General features: G+C 50.8%; 16 protein-coding genes. 15 read left to right on the top strand and 1 reads right to left on the bottom strand.

Going from position 1 to position 14,744, the window contains the following annotated elements; genetic code table 11:
- The 5 genes from ACUTQY_RS24400 to ACUTQY_RS24380 all read left to right on the top strand — a co-directional run bounded on the left by ACUTQY_RS24400 (position 1) and on the right by ACUTQY_RS24380 (position 4,260).
- Positions 1 to 861 carry an isochorismatase gene (locus tag ACUTQY_RS24400; RefSeq protein WP_004930014.1) on the top strand — a complete coding sequence of 287 codons (861 nt, stop codon included), beginning with the start codon at positions 1 to 3 and terminating at the stop codon, positions 859 to 861.
- 106 nt (positions 862 to 967) lie between these two features.
- A complete protein-coding gene (gene yncE, locus ACUTQY_RS24395) occupies positions 968 to 1,987 on the top strand; it encodes a 7-bladed beta-propeller protein YncE (RefSeq protein ID WP_373866595.1) in 1,020 nt (339 codons plus the stop codon).
- A 120-nt stretch (positions 1,988 to 2,107) separates the two neighbouring features.
- Positions 2,108 to 2,728, top strand: coding sequence for a DUF2238 domain-containing protein (locus ACUTQY_RS24390; RefSeq protein WP_046688085.1), 621 nt, complete (start codon positions 2,108 to 2,110; stop codon positions 2,726 to 2,728).
- A gap of 325 nt (positions 2,729 to 3,053) precedes the next feature.
- Positions 3,054 to 3,788 carry a winged helix-turn-helix domain-containing protein gene (locus tag ACUTQY_RS24385; protein WP_226772930.1) on the top strand — a complete coding sequence of 245 codons (735 nt, stop codon included), beginning with the start codon at positions 3,054 to 3,056 and terminating at the stop codon, positions 3,786 to 3,788.
- A complete protein-coding gene (locus tag ACUTQY_RS24380) occupies positions 3,769 to 4,260 on the top strand; it encodes a hypothetical protein (RefSeq protein WP_046688087.1) in 492 nt (163 codons plus the stop codon). Before ACUTQY_RS24385 ends, ACUTQY_RS24380 begins: the two co-directional genes overlap by 20 nt.
- A 67-nt stretch (positions 4,261 to 4,327) precedes the next feature.
- Here the strand turns inward: ACUTQY_RS24380 and ACUTQY_RS24375 are convergent, their stop codons facing one another.
- Positions 4,328 to 5,083, bottom strand: a complete 756-nt coding sequence (locus tag ACUTQY_RS24375; RefSeq protein WP_046688088.1) for a winged helix-turn-helix domain-containing protein — start codon at positions 5,081 to 5,083, stop codon at positions 4,328 to 4,330.
- Positions 5,084 to 5,498: 415 nt separating this feature from the next.
- Here ACUTQY_RS24375 and ACUTQY_RS24370 point away from each other — a divergent pair, with 415 nt between their 5' ends.
- The 10 genes from ACUTQY_RS24370 to ACUTQY_RS24325 all read left to right on the top strand — a co-directional run bounded on the left by ACUTQY_RS24370 (position 5,499) and on the right by ACUTQY_RS24325 (position 14,136).
- Positions 5,499 to 6,059 carry a fimbrial protein gene (locus ACUTQY_RS24370; protein WP_033641595.1) on the top strand — a complete coding sequence of 187 codons (561 nt, stop codon included), beginning with the start codon at positions 5,499 to 5,501 and terminating at the stop codon, positions 6,057 to 6,059.
- Between the two features lie 85 nt (positions 6,060 to 6,144).
- Positions 6,145 to 6,690 (top strand): fimbrial protein, encoded by a 546-nt coding sequence (locus tag ACUTQY_RS24365; RefSeq protein ID WP_033641596.1) that lies wholly within the window; start codon positions 6,145 to 6,147, stop codon positions 6,688 to 6,690.
- A 29-nt stretch (positions 6,691 to 6,719) separates the two neighbouring features.
- Positions 6,720 to 9,251: an outer membrane usher protein gene (locus ACUTQY_RS24360; protein ID WP_046688089.1), complete on the top strand. Its 2,532-nt coding sequence runs from the start codon at positions 6,720 to 6,722 to the stop codon at positions 9,249 to 9,251.
- 57 nt (positions 9,252 to 9,308) lie between these two features.
- The gene (locus ACUTQY_RS24355; RefSeq protein ID WP_046688090.1) at positions 9,309 to 10,058 is read left to right on the top strand and encodes a fimbria/pilus periplasmic chaperone; all 750 of its coding nucleotides are present in this window, start codon (positions 9,309 to 9,311) and stop codon (positions 10,056 to 10,058) included.
- 49 nt (positions 10,059 to 10,107) lie between these two features.
- A complete protein-coding gene (locus ACUTQY_RS24350) occupies positions 10,108 to 10,722 on the top strand; it encodes a fimbrial protein (RefSeq protein WP_033641599.1) in 615 nt (204 codons plus the stop codon).
- A gap of 10 nt (positions 10,723 to 10,732) precedes the next feature.
- On the top strand, positions 10,733 to 11,302 hold the full coding sequence (locus tag ACUTQY_RS24345) for a fimbrial protein (RefSeq protein ID WP_240480474.1): 570 nt from the start codon (positions 10,733 to 10,735) through the stop codon (positions 11,300 to 11,302).
- A gap of 11 nt (positions 11,303 to 11,313) precedes the next feature.
- Positions 11,314 to 11,841, top strand: a complete 528-nt coding sequence (locus tag ACUTQY_RS24340; RefSeq protein WP_033641600.1) for a fimbrial protein — start codon at positions 11,314 to 11,316, stop codon at positions 11,839 to 11,841.
- A gap of 226 nt (positions 11,842 to 12,067) precedes the next feature.
- Entirely contained in the window at positions 12,068 to 13,030 is a 963-nt protein-coding gene (locus ACUTQY_RS24335; RefSeq protein WP_342188442.1) for an MrpH family fimbial adhesin, read from the top strand.
- A gap of 138 nt (positions 13,031 to 13,168) precedes the next feature.
- A complete protein-coding gene (locus tag ACUTQY_RS24330; RefSeq protein WP_071845104.1) occupies positions 13,169 to 13,714 on the top strand; it encodes a helix-turn-helix transcriptional regulator in 546 nt (181 codons plus the stop codon).
- A gap of 137 nt (positions 13,715 to 13,851) precedes the next feature.
- Positions 13,852 to 14,136, top strand: coding sequence for a hypothetical protein (locus ACUTQY_RS24325; RefSeq protein WP_046688092.1), 285 nt, complete (start codon positions 13,852 to 13,854; stop codon positions 14,134 to 14,136).
- The last annotated feature ends 608 nt before the right edge of the window (positions 14,137 to 14,744 follow it).

Raw genomic sequence — 14,744 nt, 5'->3', positions numbered from 1 at the left:
ATGGCCATTCCAAAACTTAATGATTACGCGCTGCCGACGGCGGACGAACTGCCGCAAAATAAAGTCACCTGGCAGGTAGAACCGCAGCGCGCCGCGCTGCTGATCCACGACATGCAGCAGTATTTCCTCAATTTCTGGGGCGAAGACAGCGCGCTGATTAAACAGGTGGTGGAGAACATCGCCAACCTGCGTCGCTACTGCAAACAGCAGGGCATTCCGGTGTTCTATACCGCTCAGCCGAATCAGCAGAGCGATGAAGATCGCGCGCTGTTGAACGACATGTGGGGGCCGGGCCTGAACAAACACCCCGAGCAGCAGGCGGTGACCGCCGCGCTGGCGCCGGACGAAGACGACACGGTGCTGGTGAAATGGCGCTACAGCGCTTTCCACCGCTCGCCGCTGCAGGAGATCCTGCAGGAGTCCGGCCGCGATCAGCTGATCATCTGCGGCGTGTATGCGCACATTGGCTGCCTGACCACCGCCATCGACGCCTTCATGCGCAACATCCAGCCTTTCATGGTGGCCGACGGCCTGGCGGACTTCTCGCGTGACGAACACCTGATGGCGCTGCGCTACACCGCCGGCCGCTGCGGCCGGGTGGTGACCACCGCGTCTCTGCTGCCGGCGGCCGGCATCGCCAGCATCGACGCGTTGCGTCAGCAAATCCTGCCGCTGCTGGACGAAGACAGCGAAGACATGGGCAACGATGAAAACCTGATCGATTACGGTCTGGATTCGGTGCGCATCATGGAGCTGGCGACCCGCTGGCGCAAGATCCGCGGCGATATCGACTTTATCGCGCTGGCGCGCAACCCGACCATCGACAGCTGGTGGGCGCTGCTTTCCGAAGAGAAAGCCTGATTTTAATAATGAAAAGAGGGCGGCCGCGCGGTCGCCCCGTTAGCTCTATAAGGAAATTTCGATGAATGCTTTGATCACCAAGGGAAAACGGGCGGCATTTCCGCTGATGCTGCTGTCCACGCTGCTGTTCTCCAACACCTTGCAGGCACAGACCGCGCCGGACGTGCTGCGCAAACCGGTCGGCAAGGGCGCTTATGAAATGGCCTACAGCCCGAGCGAGAACGCGCTTTACCTGGCTACGTCGCAGAGCCGCAAGCTGGATAAGGGCGGCATCGTCTACCGCCTGGATCCGACCACGCTGGACGTGACCCAAATTATCCATAACGACATCAAGCCGTTCGGCGCCGCCGTTAATGCTAAAACCGGCACGCTGTTCTTCGGCAACACGGTCAATAACTCGGTGACCGCCATCGACGCCAAGACCGGCGACGTGAAAGGCCGCTTGGTGCTGGACGCGCGCAAGCGCTCCGAGACCGTCAAACCGCTGGCGCCGCGCGAACTGGTGGCGGATGCCGACAGCGATACCCTGTACATCACCGGGCTGGGTGAATCCAGCGTGGTGTGGGTGGTGGACGGCAAGGATCTGACCCTGCGCGCCACCGTAACCGACACCGGCAAGTACGCCACCGGCCTGGCGCTGGACGCCGCCGCCAAGCGCCTGTACGTCACCAACGCCGACGGCGAGCTGGTGACTATCGATACCCAGAGCAACAAGGTGCTGTCACGCAAGAAGCTGGATGAGACTAAAGAGCACTTCTTCCTGAACATCAGCCTGGATACCGCCACCCATCGCGCCTTCATCACCGATTCCAAGCAGCCGCAGGTGCTGGTAGTGGATACCCGCAGCGGCAACATCCTGAGCAAGATCGACGTGCCGGAATCGCTGGCGGTGCTGTTCAACCCGGCGCGCAATGAAGTCTACGTCACCCACCGCCAGGCGGGCGAAGTGAGCGTGATTGACGCCAAGAGCTACAAGGTGCTGAACACCATCAAGACGCCGACCCATCCGAACAGCCTGGCGCTGTCGCCGGATGGCCAGACGCTGTACGTCAGCGTCAAGCAGGCTTCCAGCCGCGAAAAAGAGGCGACCGCGCCGGACGACGTGATCCGCGTAGCGCTGAAGTAATCCCGCGCAGAATAACCCCCCTCGAACAGGCGAAGCGGCGACGCTCCGCCTGTTTTTTTTCGCCGTGCGATCTGCGGTATAAAGTGTGGATTGCCTTATTGATCCGAAGGAACGTTGGTTATGCCTGCCTCACGCACACCGCTGTTGTTGTCCGTTATCACCCTGCTGCTGCTGGCCGCGCTGATCCACAGCGGCATCAGCCCTTACGATCGCGCCACCTGGCTGATGGAAGTGGCGCCGGTATTGATTGTTTTGCCGCTGCTGTGGCTGACCCATCGCCGTTATCCGCTGACGCCGCTGCTCTATACGCTGATTTTCTTCCACGCGCTGATCCTGATTTTCGGCGGCATGTACAGCTATGCCCGCGTGCCGCTGGGGTTTGAGGTGCAGCAGTGGCTGGATCTTGGCCGCAACCCGTACGACAAACTGGGGCATTTCTTCCAGGGATTGGTGCCGGCGCTGGTGGCGCGCGAGATCCTGCTGCGCGGCGGCTATGTGCAGGGCCGCAAGATGCTGGGCTTCGTGGTGTGCTGTATCGCGCTGGCGATCAGCGCGGTGTACGAACTGATCGAGTGGTGGGCGGCGCTGGCGCTGGGCCAGGGCGCCGATGAGTTTCTCGGCACCCAGGGCGACCCGTGGGACACCCAGTCCGACATGTTCTGCGCCTTGCTCGGCGCGATAGCCGGCCAGTGGCTGTTCGGTGGCTGGCAGGATCGGCAACTGCGGCGTTTAAAAGAGTAAGCCTTGCTGTGGTTCAGCCTGGTGAAAATGGATCTTTCTCGTGCCGCCCGGTATTTGCCGGGCGGCAGGTTAATGTCGACATGATAAAAAGCGGCAATCATCAGTTAAATGTTTGGCACGCTGTGATACAGCACAATGTTATTTCCTATATTTATGTTTATTTAGCTTTTTATGCGTTTTTCTAGGAATTTTCTTAAATCATGCCGTGTGCTACTATTCTCATGTTTAACAAGGGCTAATTATTATTAATTAGTTTTTTGAGCGGGGAACAATGAGATACGTAATTAATAATAAGATTAAATATCATGAGGATAGATCAGAGTTGGTGGATCTCAACGCTGAGCTGCCGCCTCAACCGCTCACCGCTACCCTGAACCGCCTGCTGTCCGCCTTGGTCAGAAACAATAACCTGGTGCTCTCCCGCGATACCCTGCTGACGCAGGTGTGGGAAGCGCACGGTCAGGTGGCCTCCGGCAATAATCTCAATAACACCATTTCCATTCTGCGCAAGATGTTTGCCGCCCTGGGCGAGGACGACATTATCGTTACGTTGCCGCGCCAGGGATTCATGTTCACCGCCGCTTCATTGAAAACGACGGACAGCCTGGCGGAGAGTTTGCCGGAGATGCCGCTCCCGGTGGCTGCAGACAACGCCTTGCCGACCAGGCCGCTGCTAACGTTGCGATTTAAGCGCCTCGGACTAGCCGCGTTGTTGTTGCTGGCGGCGGGGAGCGGCCTGTGGGCCTGGCAGGACGCCGGCTATGCGCCGATCAGCACGGTAAGCGTAGGCAACATCGGCAGCTGTGAGGTGAAGTTTGTGGCTTCTTACCATAAGGTGGGACCCGGTGAGGCCGATCTGGCGCATTTGAAAAATATGTTGGCGCAAGATAAGTCGGTTCGGTGTACGGAACCGGCGACGCTGCTGTACTACGATAGCGGATCGGTGTTGTCGGGGGCCGTTGGGCGAGCCCGGGCTTCTTATTACTTCTATTGCCCACAGGCGGAAATGGCCGCGGGCAAAGTGCAATGCGAGAACTATTATGAAAGCCGGGTTAAGTAAGCGCCTCTGGCGCTACCGTTACGCGCTGTTAGGCGCGATGGCGATCGCAGGCTGCGGCGTTTCCGCCTATTTCTTGTTTTTCAAACCGCAAATCCCGGAGTGCCGTGCGGTACTGCGTTCAACCGATCAGTTGCCTGACCAATTGATGCAGCGCGTGTTGCTGGTCAGCGTCGTGCCTGAGGGCGCGCGGAGCGTGACCCTGTTGCTGAGCGGCAGCTTTTTTGACGGCGATACGCGTTATACCATCGAGCGGGCAATGATCATGGACTATCAGCGGCAGGGGAGTAATTACACGCTGCGCCGTAAGGAAGCGGTCAGAAAGTCGCAAGACAATTTGGATAATGAAGCGCTTAACCGCCGTTTGCCTATGTCGGCGCCATTGATCCATTGGCGAATTGAAAAAGTTGATGAGCGTCACTATCTGTTCAGTGGTAACCATGCGCCGCTGTTCGTGTGCACCACGGCTTCCTGAGCGGAGAATGTCCCCGGCAACGCCGGGGGATTGTTTTTCGTTGGCCCTGGGGATAAATGGCGCAATGTTATGGTTGTTTATTATTGATGTAATTGTTAATGCAGGGGCTATTGCTCGCCCGCGGGCAATAGGTCAACCACTGTTCGTCCTTTTCTGCGCCCTCATTGCGAATGTTGTCATAGTAATAGATATCCGCCCGGTATTGGCAGTTGAAGCCGGCTTGCCGTATCTCTCGCTTAATGTTTGCCAACTCACCGCTGCCTAACCGCATGGTGTAAATTTGGCAATTTTGCTCATTGCCCAACGGATAAACGCTGATGCGCGTGCTGTTTTGGTAAAGCACAATCGCGGCAAACGGCACTAAACAAGCGGCCATAATCATAATTAAGCGCTGAACAGAGCGACGAAAGTTCGGCGTTCGTGCAACCGGTGGCGGCGTTGACGCTATTTCGGTTTTGCTATAATTACTATTATTAATCTCATCGGTATTTATATCCATCCGTTGAATGCTTAAAGCATTAAATTTAAACCCCTGACGGGGATAGGTAACAATAATATCTTCCACGCCGAACTGCGCCAATGACTTACGCAGGCCGGAAACGTAATTATTCAGGTTGTTATTGGAGGCTTTGAGCCCATGTTCAACCCAGACGTCATTAAGCAACCTCTCTCGCAGCAGCAGCTTATCATTATTGCGAATAAACAACGAAAGCAATCTGCTGGTCGGTTTAAGTAACGCTATTTTATTACTGGCATTATCGACATGCGACAGCGTGCCCTCATCCTCATTAAAGAGGATGTCTTCATTTATGATAAAAATCATTTCATTTACCCATCAACTTTCCTGTCGAGGGATTATTCTGAGACCTGATGCGGCTTTTTTCAATCCTTCACTCTGTGTGTAAATAGGATTTTTCTCTCTATCCGTATAATTGACATGAAATGTTTATCTGCTTACAAGTTTTTTTATATAAATAGTGATAATTAACTTCTATTTTTTGGTTTTAAAATCTATTTAATTATTATTTTATCGATAATAATCCTGTGTTTTTGTCTTTTTTCGACATAACGTTTCAAACAAAGCTCGGGGAGTGTAAATTTGTTCCCACTGATACGGAACGCGGAAACGCAGCGTATTAGCCACGGATACAACGCTCAGGAATAAAGCTGCTGCATTGCATGCGTGACTTAAGAATTTAATTTACTCCACTTCTTACTAAGGAATGTAAGGGACTTCTATGAAACTGAATAAAATTATGATTGCAGCGGTATTGGCCTTTGGTGCTTCTTCCATGATGGCGCAGGCGGCAAATCAGGGTAGCGGTACTGTCACTTTCACGGGTGAAATCATTGATGCGCCATGCTCTATTGCACCGGGCAACATCGATCAAACCGTTCCACTGGGTCAGATTTCCAACCTGAGCCTGAAAGACGGCCGCGAGTCTGAAGTCAAAGAACCGTTCAGCATTAAGTTGGAAGACTGCACTAATGCTACGGCACAAACCGTCAAGACGACCTTTACCGGTGAGGCCGGTGGTTCCGCCGGTACCGATAAGAAGATGATTGCCCTGGGCAGCGGCAGCACCGCCAAAGGTGCGAGCATTGTTATTACCGATACCCTTAATTCTAACGCCGTTGTAGAGCTGGGCACAGCGACCACCGGGCAGAAGATCGAAATTGGTGATACTGGTGCCGAACTGGCATTCAAAGCCTTCCTGAAAGGGAACGGCGGCACTCTGGATACCATCATTCCTGGTGCATTCACCAGCGTGGTTAACTTCGCGCTGAGCTACCAGTAATCGTTTTACTCCATTAATGCCGGCATGCGGGATATCCCGCATGCTTTTTCCCAGTATGGAATCTTAATTATAATGGACAACGCATATGGCTCCCGTTGAAAAAAATAGAGTGGCGCCTTCCCTATTGGCCATGCTTTTTATAGCTCAGACGATGCCGGCAGCGGCGGCGGTTATTGGCTGGGGAAGAGTCAATATGGAAGGCGCTATTGTTAATGCCGCCTGTGCCATTGAATCGGCAAGCCGTGATCAAACGATTGATATGCAAACATTACCGATAGAACAAATTGCCCGGGACGGCCATGGCTTGACTAAGCCATTCAGTCTGCGGCTTTTAAATTGCAGTTTGGCAGACATGGACAAAGTGCAACCAGGCCGCCAGCATTTTCAAATGACGTTTGATGGTCGAGTCGATAGTGAATTCTTTGGGGTGACGGGGGAGGCAAAAGGAATTGCATTACGTATTTCAGATAGCCTCGGTAATGTGATTTACCCAGGTTTAGCTATGCCAATAGGCGGTACCATCATCAATGAGAGCTACTTAAATTATTCCATGCAACTGGTAGCTAATCGCCAAGTGTTACGTGCCGGGGATTATAGAACCGCTATTCGATTTAAATTGAATTACTACTGATTATAAATAAGTTAAAGGTTGGCGGAGCCATGAAATCGAACGCGAACAAATCGAAAACGCCTCTGTTAAGCCTGCTGGGAATGTGCATTTCTTTGGCGATATATAGTTTGCCTGCTCAGTTGCAGGCAAGTGACGGGGTACAGTTTAACATCGACGTGTTAGATTTAAATGACAGGAAAAATATCGATCTGAGCCAATTTTCGCACGGCGGTTTTATTATGCCTGGGAAATATATCATGTCGGTTAATCTGAACACACTGGTGTTGCCTGAAGAACCTGTCGCATTCTATGCGCCGGAAGATGAGGGCAAGGGAAGCGTGGCCTGTATTTCGCCAACACTGGTTGAAAAACTCGGGCTTAAGTCAGATGCCTTAGCGAAATTACGTTGGTGGCATGACGGGCAGTGTTTGGATCTCGGCAGCCTTAATGGTCTGGAAGCCAAAGGCGATCTGGCGTCATCTACCTTGTATTTGAATATTCCGCAGGCCTACCTGGAATATTCATCGCCGGATTGGGATCCTCCATCTCGATGGGATGAAGGTATTCCAGGGTTGTTGCTGGATTATAATCTAAATTCACAGGTGCAGCGCACCCAGCAGAATAGCCAACAATCCTATAATCTAAGCGGGAACGGAACAGCGGGGGCCAATCTGGGGGCTTGGCGTTTACGTGCTGACTGGCAGATGAATATCAATCATCAAACCGGCACAGGCTTACCAACGCAGCAAGATTTTGACTGGAGTCGATATTACGCTTTCCGCGCGCTGCCTAAGTGGGGTGCTCGCTTGACTATGGGTGAGGATTATCTGGCGACGGATATTTTCGACAGTTTCCGCTATACCGGTTTTAGCGTGACTTCGGATGACAATATGTTGCCGCCCAATCTTCGCGGTTATGCGCCAGAAGTGACGGGGATAGCCAAAAGCAATGCCAAGGTCGTTATTAGTCAGATGGGCCGTGTGTTGTATGAAACCCGGGTTGCGGCGGGTCCATTCCGCATTCAGGATATTAATGATTCCATCAACGGGCAGCTGGATGTTCGGGTAGAAGAGCAAGATGGCAGCGTGCAGGAGTTTAAAGTAGATACCGCAAATATTCCTTATCTGACACGCCCTGGTACGGTGCGTTTCAAATTCGCGGGTGGTAAACCTTCTGATTGGAATCATCATGTGCGTGGTCCTCTGTTCGCTACTGGAGAGTTTTCCTGGGGGGTGAGCAACGGGTGGTCATTATATGGCGGCACTTTGGGTGGGGGCGATTATAAAGCGTTATCTATGGGGCTAGGCCGCGATCTATTGGCATTTGGCGCGCTGTCTTTTGACTCCACGCAATCACGAGCGGAATTACCCCAACAGGGCGGCACCAAAACCGGTGGCTCCTATCGGGTAAGTTATTCGAAGAGTTTTGATGAATATGATAGCCAAATCACCTTCGCTGGTTATCGTTTCTCTGAACAGAACTTTATGACGATGAGTGAATACCTCGACGCTCGTTATGATGAAAGTCGCCTCGGGAAAAGCCGAGAAATGTATACCGTCACGCTGAATAAGCAGTTTCGCGATTTAGGATTAAGTACCTATCTCAACTACAGTCATCAGACTTATTGGGACCAGCCTGTTAGCGAACGTTATAGTTTGGCTCTTTCGCGGTATTTCGATTTGGGAGCCATGAAAAATATCAGTGCGTCGCTCACGGCTTTTCGGAATAAATTTCAGGGGGCCAAGGATGATGGCATGTATTTATCCTTTACCTTACCGTGGGGGGTTAATTCTAACTTCAGTTACAGCAGTTCGTGGAACCGTAATGAAAATACGCAGCGGCTTGGTTATTACGAAAGGCTGGACGAACACAATAACTATCAGTTGAGCACCGGGCTTTCACGCCGGGGCGGTTCAGCAAGTGGCTTTTATACCCATGAGGGTGATAACGCGCGCATCGGCGCCAATGCCAGTTACCAAGGGGGAAGTTACTCATCCATGGGGTTCTCATTGCAAGGTGGGATGACGGCCACCGCCAAGGGCGCGGCGCTACACCGCAACAGCACTTTGGGCGGGACGCGGTTGCTTTTAGATACCGAAGGCGTGGGCGATGTGCCGGTGCGTGGATTTGGTGCGACGGCGCGCACCAATATGTTCGGTAAAGCGGTGGTGGCGGATATCAACAGTTATTACCGCAGCAAGGCGAGTATCGATCTCAACACATTGCCGGATAACGTTGACGCTACGCAGTCGGTGGTACAGGCGACATTAACCGAGGGAGCGATTGGCTATCGGCGCTTTAATGTGATTTCCGGGCAAAAGGCGATGGCGGTGATTAGCCTGGCCGATGGCAGCGCCCCGCCGTTTGGTGCGGTGGTATACAACAGTCGGCAGCAACAGACCGGCTTGGTGAATGATGGCGGGAGTGTGTATCTGAGCGGAATTAAGCCCAATACAGAGATGACGGTGAATTGGGACGGTAAGGCCCAATGCCGGATCACATTGCCGACAATTCGTACGGATATTATGTTGAGCAACTTACTGTTGCCATGCCGAGTGAATACTGAGGCGAGAGCGGAATAAGCCGCCGAGCCCGTGACTATTTTAGTAAGAACAAGCTTTATAAGACGGAACAATTTTATGCAAAAGAACATGGTAAAAATATTCTCAGTCGCCGGTATGTTGTCGGCAATGGTATTGAGCAGCCAGGCCCAAGCCGCTATTGCGCTGGATCGTACTCGTGTAATTTTTAACGGCGCCGAGAAATCGGTAAGTCTGAATATCAGCAATAAAAATACTCAACTGCCGTATCTGGCGCAGGGATGGCTGGAAGATGCCGAAGGCAAGAAGATTAACAGCCCGCTAGTGGTATTGCCGCCGGTACAGCGGCTGGAACCTGGAACACAGAGCCAAATAAAAGTGCAGTCGACGCCGGCAGTGAATTTGTTGGCGCAGGATAGGGAGACGCTGTTCTATTTCAACCTGCGAGAAATACCGCCTAAAAGCGAGAAAGCCAACACATTACAAATAGCGTTGCAGACGCGCATCAAGCTGTTCTATCGCCCGGCGGCGATTACGCCAGGCAAAGGCAGTGCTTTTACTCCGTGGCAGGAGCAGTTAACGCTGACTCGTCAGGGGATGGGCTTCCAGGTGAATAATCCAACGCCTTATTACATCACGCTGGTTGATGCCAGCAACAGCAAGAAGGGAAAAACGGCACAGGGTTTTGAACCGTTAATGGTGCCGCCTAAGGGAAGCATTGCGCTGGGTGCCTCTGGGTTAGGCAATGCACCGGTGCTGACCTACATCAATGATTACGGTGGCCGCCCAGAGCTGACATTCAAATGCGGCGCCAGTGATTGCCAGGTCGTGCCTGACGCAAAAGGATAACAGAAACCGGCGGTACGTTTTACCGGTTGAAGCGAGCGGGGAAGAAGTCATGCAAAAAATGGACAACGGTTACAGCAATCTGAAGGGCAGATCTTTGGCGTGTCAAGCAGGCATGGTCTCCATGCTGTTGTTGGTCTTGCTGGCGGCCAATTCTGCGAAAGCAGAAGACGGAAATCACGGTGTGTTGTTTGTTCATGGTGCATTGACCGAGGGGGCTTGCCGGCTGGATATGGTGTCGGCGCGCCAGGACGTTTGGTTGGGGGAAACGGCGACCGGCAACCTGGCCAAAGTGGGGGAGCGTACAGAACCGGTCGCCTTCCAGCTTCGCCTACGAGATTGCTTGCGTACTGGGGCAGCCATGCAGGACGAACGCAGGGGCAATAAAGTTTGGGATGCTTATCAGCCAGCAGTGAGCGTGAGTTTCAACGCCCCTGCGGATGCGGACAATCCGCGCTTGGTGAAGGTACGAGGCGCTGGCGGGATAGCGTTGCGATTATTGGACAGTGACAAAAAAGATGTACGTCTGGGGCACCGTAGCCGGCCTCAGTTGTTGGCGATAGGAAGCGACGCGTTGAATTTTTACGTGATGGCGGAACGCACGCGTGCGCCTATGGTGGCAGGAGCCTATCAGGCCGCAATTGATTTTCGGATGAACTATGACTGAGGCGAAAGCAATGGGCAAGTTATGGCGCTGTATGTGGCGAAAGGTGGGGACAAGCCTACTGCTCTCTCTCTCCTTAGCGGCCACTATGACGGTAACCTCGGCCTTAACCTTATCGGGAGTGTTGTTGGTGAGCCAGGTTGGTTGGGCAGCGACGGCGACGGTTACAGTCAAAGGTGCCGTGGTTGCCAAGCCCAAGTGTGAAATTAACGGCGGCCAGGATATTTTTGTGTCCTTCAATGAACTGATCACCACAAAAATTGATGGCGAAAAATACGGTAAAAGGCTTATCCCCTACGAGGTTAGCTGTAGCGGCAATATGTCCGGCAACGCCGGGTTGTTGAAAGTGAGCCTGCAAGGATTATCGCCGGACTTTGGGGATGGTTTGCTGCACACCAACAATAACGATTTGGCGATTAAGCTACTGCAAGAGAATGGTCAACAGCTGAGGTTGAATGCCTGGATGAATTTTACTTATCCGCTTACGCCAAAGTTATACGCAGTACCGGTGAAGCGCAGCGGCGCCACGCTGAGAGGAGGGGACTTTTCCAGTTCCGCCACATTGCTCGTAGAGGTTCAATAAAGGAGATGCAAATGAAGATAATGAATATGGAAAAAATGAATATGGTGCGTGGCTCAGGCTTGGCCGCCATGATCTGCGTGGGGTTACTAACCATGGGGGCTGCGCAAGCGGTAAATGTAAAGTTTACCGGAAAGTTGGTTGAGCAACCCACGTGTACGCTGAATGAGGGTAAAGATATTAGCGTGGATTTTGCCAACGTAGCCATCAATAAAATAGACGGCGTCGCGTACAAAAAAATGGAAATTCCGTATAGCGTATCTTGTAACGGCGGTTCTGCGGGATACGGCGATCTGAAAGTCAAACTGGGGTTTGCACCGGTGTCCTGGGGGGACAGCAAACCGCTGCAGTCAAGCGTGGGTAACCTTGGCTTGCGTATTACACAAGGTACAGGCGACACCACTTACGTCAGCGATACCAAATTAATTATTGACGCTGCCAACCCTACTAAGCTTTACGCGGTGCCTATTGCGCGGCCAGGAACCATGCTGGTGGGGGCAGATTTTACTGGAACCGCGACGTTAACGGCGGAGTATGAATAATAAGGGTTTCTGCAACTGGGTGGGCAAAGCCCGGTTGCAGGAAACAAAGGCAGCAGCGTTAAACTAACAAGAAGCCAATACGTTACTTCATTGTAAAATCGGTATGCCGTTGATGGGTAATGTTTTTTATTTCTGTGCTTAACCGAAGATAGCAAGCGCTTTTTTCGTGTGAACTAATGTCATTTTTTTATTATTTTTAATACGTCCATGAGTGCAAAGAGAATTTATGGTTAATTATAAAGCGGTTTTTTTTAAAAATAAATTCCCATGGGCGAGACGTGCTATTTTGTCTTCCCTTTTGGTTTTTATTTATATCTGCAAAGCAAATGCAGGTATGGTGTGGGAAACCACCAATGCGCCTATTGTGAATGGGCTTATTAACTCCGGGAATTATGCTGGTGCAGGCGCCTCAGGCCGGCTTGTGAGCATTGATGTTAATGATCAGACGCAGAACCCTTGTTTTCAGCGCTCTTGTATAGTCACTATTGGGGTCTTTACCAATTTCAATCAATTCCTAGCCCCTTATGTAGGGACATCCTTATCTCCTACATGGCAAGCAACTCTTTACCCTGAGATGAACACCGCCTGGACAATGGGGGAGCTATATAAAATTATAACTAAAAAAGTTAAAAAACCCATAGATGTTGGGTTTAATGCACGTGGGTACCCTAATTTTAGTTATTATTGCGATCCTGATTATAGCCCCTCATTTTGTATTATTAAAAAAAAATGGGAGGCCTACTCAAAACTGTGCTATGCGCTTGTTTATCAGTTTTCGTCATCTGTATATTATAATGCTTTCCCTGGGCAAAGCTGCATTGGTCCCACGCCGCCAAATAATGAATGCAACATCGATGCAGGGGCGGTAACACTGGATCACGGTCAGTTAAGTACTGACGAAGTTAATGGCCATAAGAAAAAAGAGAGCGTGAGGCTTTCTTGTACTTATCCGGCTAACGCGGATATTTCTGTGGTGAGCAATAATGCCAGTGAGAAAATAGAGCTAAAAGCTGACGGGAGTCTTTTCTCGACCGTCACTATCGATGGTGTTCCCGGCATCACTGGCAAGAAAATCAACATTCCTACTGGTGGGGTCGCTATTGATCTGGAATCGACCTTGCACACCACCGGAAATGTTGAGGAAGGGCCATTCAGTGGTAATGCCATACTTATCATTAATTCATATTAATTATATGGTTTTTGCGTAATTGGCTAAAGTAAGACGGCCGATTATCCTTTAATTAATTGATTAGGCATTAATAACGACAAGCGAAAGTGCCCTGCAATTTTTGTAGGGCATATCGGCATATGATTTTTTGAGGCAAAGATGAAGGTTATCAATATTATCATCGATGATGACAATCGTTATTTTTCTGCTGGTCTGAAAAGCAGTTTAAATCAGTATGCTCAAGCCAATAATAAGGTGCTTTGTTTTTTAAATCAGGATGCAGTAACCCGACCTGATGTGATATTCGTTTCATCAAGACGAATTGCTCATCGTTGGCGAAGCGCGGCGCATGAAAATGGGTGCACGCCTGTCGTCATGATAAAGGAAAGGCCGATTATTTCTGATGAAGTTTCCCGCGTGCTGTATCGAACGGATAGCATTGATAAATTGTTCGTACTGTTGGCAAAAATACTGAGTGATAGCCGAGCCACAACGCGATTTGTATATCAGCCTCTAACCCGTCGCGAGCGTCAGGTAGTGAACTATCTTAGAAGAGGGTTTGACCAATCGCAAACCGCCAGGGTAATGGGGGTGAGCGTTAAAACGGTGCACAGCCATAAACGTTCGGTAATGGGTAAGCTGATGCTAAACCGCAGCCATGATTTTATTTATTGGCTGCTATCCCCAGAGGCAGAGTATTCCTAACCGTGATGGGGAATAATTTTAGTTGTTCTCATCTGCTATCTTTATAATGCTAAAAGATAATGGATTATGATTAATATTCCCCAAGGGAATATTAAATCTTGTTTTATTCAATTGCTAAATAACACAAAGGGAAAAGTATGAAAAAGACAGCAACTTTGCTTCTCGGCGCCTGCATCATGATGGCGTCTTACGCGCACGCCGGTTTTAACGGTAATCAGAATGTGCAGGGCAATAATGGCAACGCCAGCGGTGCCGGCAATAGCGACTTTGGCCAATGCATCAATGGCCAGGGGAAAAATGGCGGGCAATGTGGTGGCAATACCAACTCAAGCGCCAAGCCAAAAGAGAAAGATAAAGGTGATATCGTGAATGCGATCTGCGAATCGCCGTTTATGAAAAAATACTCACCGATATGCCAGTAATATTGATTTTAAATGACAAGCAGGGGTATCCCCTGCTTTTTTTGTGCTCATTGACTAAATGGCCTGTTGTTTCGACTAAGACCATAAGCTCGGTGAATTTTTTCGTTGGCAGTGATGGTGGCTTGCGTCATTTTCGCTGGGCATTATCTACACCAAGGGAAAGGTGAAGTGAATTTGTTTTATTTCGCGATATTTTTATTCTGCTTAAGCATGTATTCATTCTACAAACATGCGCAGCATATGAAGAAAAGGCAGTTGTCTATTCAAGGCTACGGCCATGCTTCCAGGTGGTTGGCATTACGACGTCATCATTGACGTCGCTTCGGAAATGTATGGCGTAGCATTTTTACCAGAGAGTGAGTTCCGCCTCAACGAAATTGGGCACGACTCGCCTGGTGCCGCCACTTTCACGCTTAATGCCGAGAATACGGTAACCCGGTTATCCTTGAAGCCAACGTTTGTGTGGGGGGAGGGAGCCAAGTAGGCAAGGGAACATTCGCCCTATGTCGCTGGCGCCGGGTTGAACAGCGCTTCAGCGCTGGCCCGCAGGGTGAGGCCTTTAGGCCGAATAATCGAACGCAGTTCGATGGAGAGTCCGTATCTCAGAA

The organism is Serratia sp. TSA_130.1, from assembly GCF_052691795.1.
Note: the sequence above shows the minus strand (reverse complement) of the source record. Positions and strands in the feature narration are given on the sequence as shown.

Coding starts and splice junctions, on each gene's coding strand:
- ACUTQY_RS24400 (WP_004930014.1), top strand. CDS start 1: ATGGCCATTCCAAAACTTAATGATTACGCGCTGCCGACGGCGGACGAA.
- yncE (WP_373866595.1), top strand. CDS start 968: ATGCTGCTGTCCACGCTGCTGTTCTCCAACACCTTGCAGGCACAGACC.
- ACUTQY_RS24390 (WP_046688085.1), top strand. CDS start 2,108: ATGCCTGCCTCACGCACACCGCTGTTGTTGTCCGTTATCACCCTGCTG.
- ACUTQY_RS24380 (WP_046688087.1), top strand. CDS start 3,769: ATGAAAGCCGGGTTAAGTAAGCGCCTCTGGCGCTACCGTTACGCGCTG.
- ACUTQY_RS24375 (WP_046688088.1), bottom strand. CDS start 5,083: ATGATTTTTATCATAAATGAAGACATCCTCTTTAATGAGGATGAGGGC.
- ACUTQY_RS24370 (WP_033641595.1), top strand. CDS start 5,499: ATGAAACTGAATAAAATTATGATTGCAGCGGTATTGGCCTTTGGTGCT.
- ACUTQY_RS24365 (WP_033641596.1), top strand. CDS start 6,145: ATGGCTCCCGTTGAAAAAAATAGAGTGGCGCCTTCCCTATTGGCCATG.
- ACUTQY_RS24360 (WP_046688089.1), top strand. CDS start 6,720: ATGAAATCGAACGCGAACAAATCGAAAACGCCTCTGTTAAGCCTGCTG.
- ACUTQY_RS24355 (WP_046688090.1), top strand. CDS start 9,309: ATGCAAAAGAACATGGTAAAAATATTCTCAGTCGCCGGTATGTTGTCG.
- ACUTQY_RS24350 (WP_033641599.1), top strand. CDS start 10,108: ATGCAAAAAATGGACAACGGTTACAGCAATCTGAAGGGCAGATCTTTG.
- ACUTQY_RS24345 (WP_240480474.1), top strand. CDS start 10,733: ATGGGCAAGTTATGGCGCTGTATGTGGCGAAAGGTGGGGACAAGCCTA.
- ACUTQY_RS24340 (WP_033641600.1), top strand. CDS start 11,314: ATGAAGATAATGAATATGGAAAAAATGAATATGGTGCGTGGCTCAGGC.
- ACUTQY_RS24335 (WP_342188442.1), top strand. CDS start 12,068: ATGGTTAATTATAAAGCGGTTTTTTTTAAAAATAAATTCCCATGGGCG.
- ACUTQY_RS24330 (WP_071845104.1), top strand. CDS start 13,169: ATGAAGGTTATCAATATTATCATCGATGATGACAATCGTTATTTTTCT.
- ACUTQY_RS24325 (WP_046688092.1), top strand. CDS start 13,852: ATGAAAAAGACAGCAACTTTGCTTCTCGGCGCCTGCATCATGATGGCG.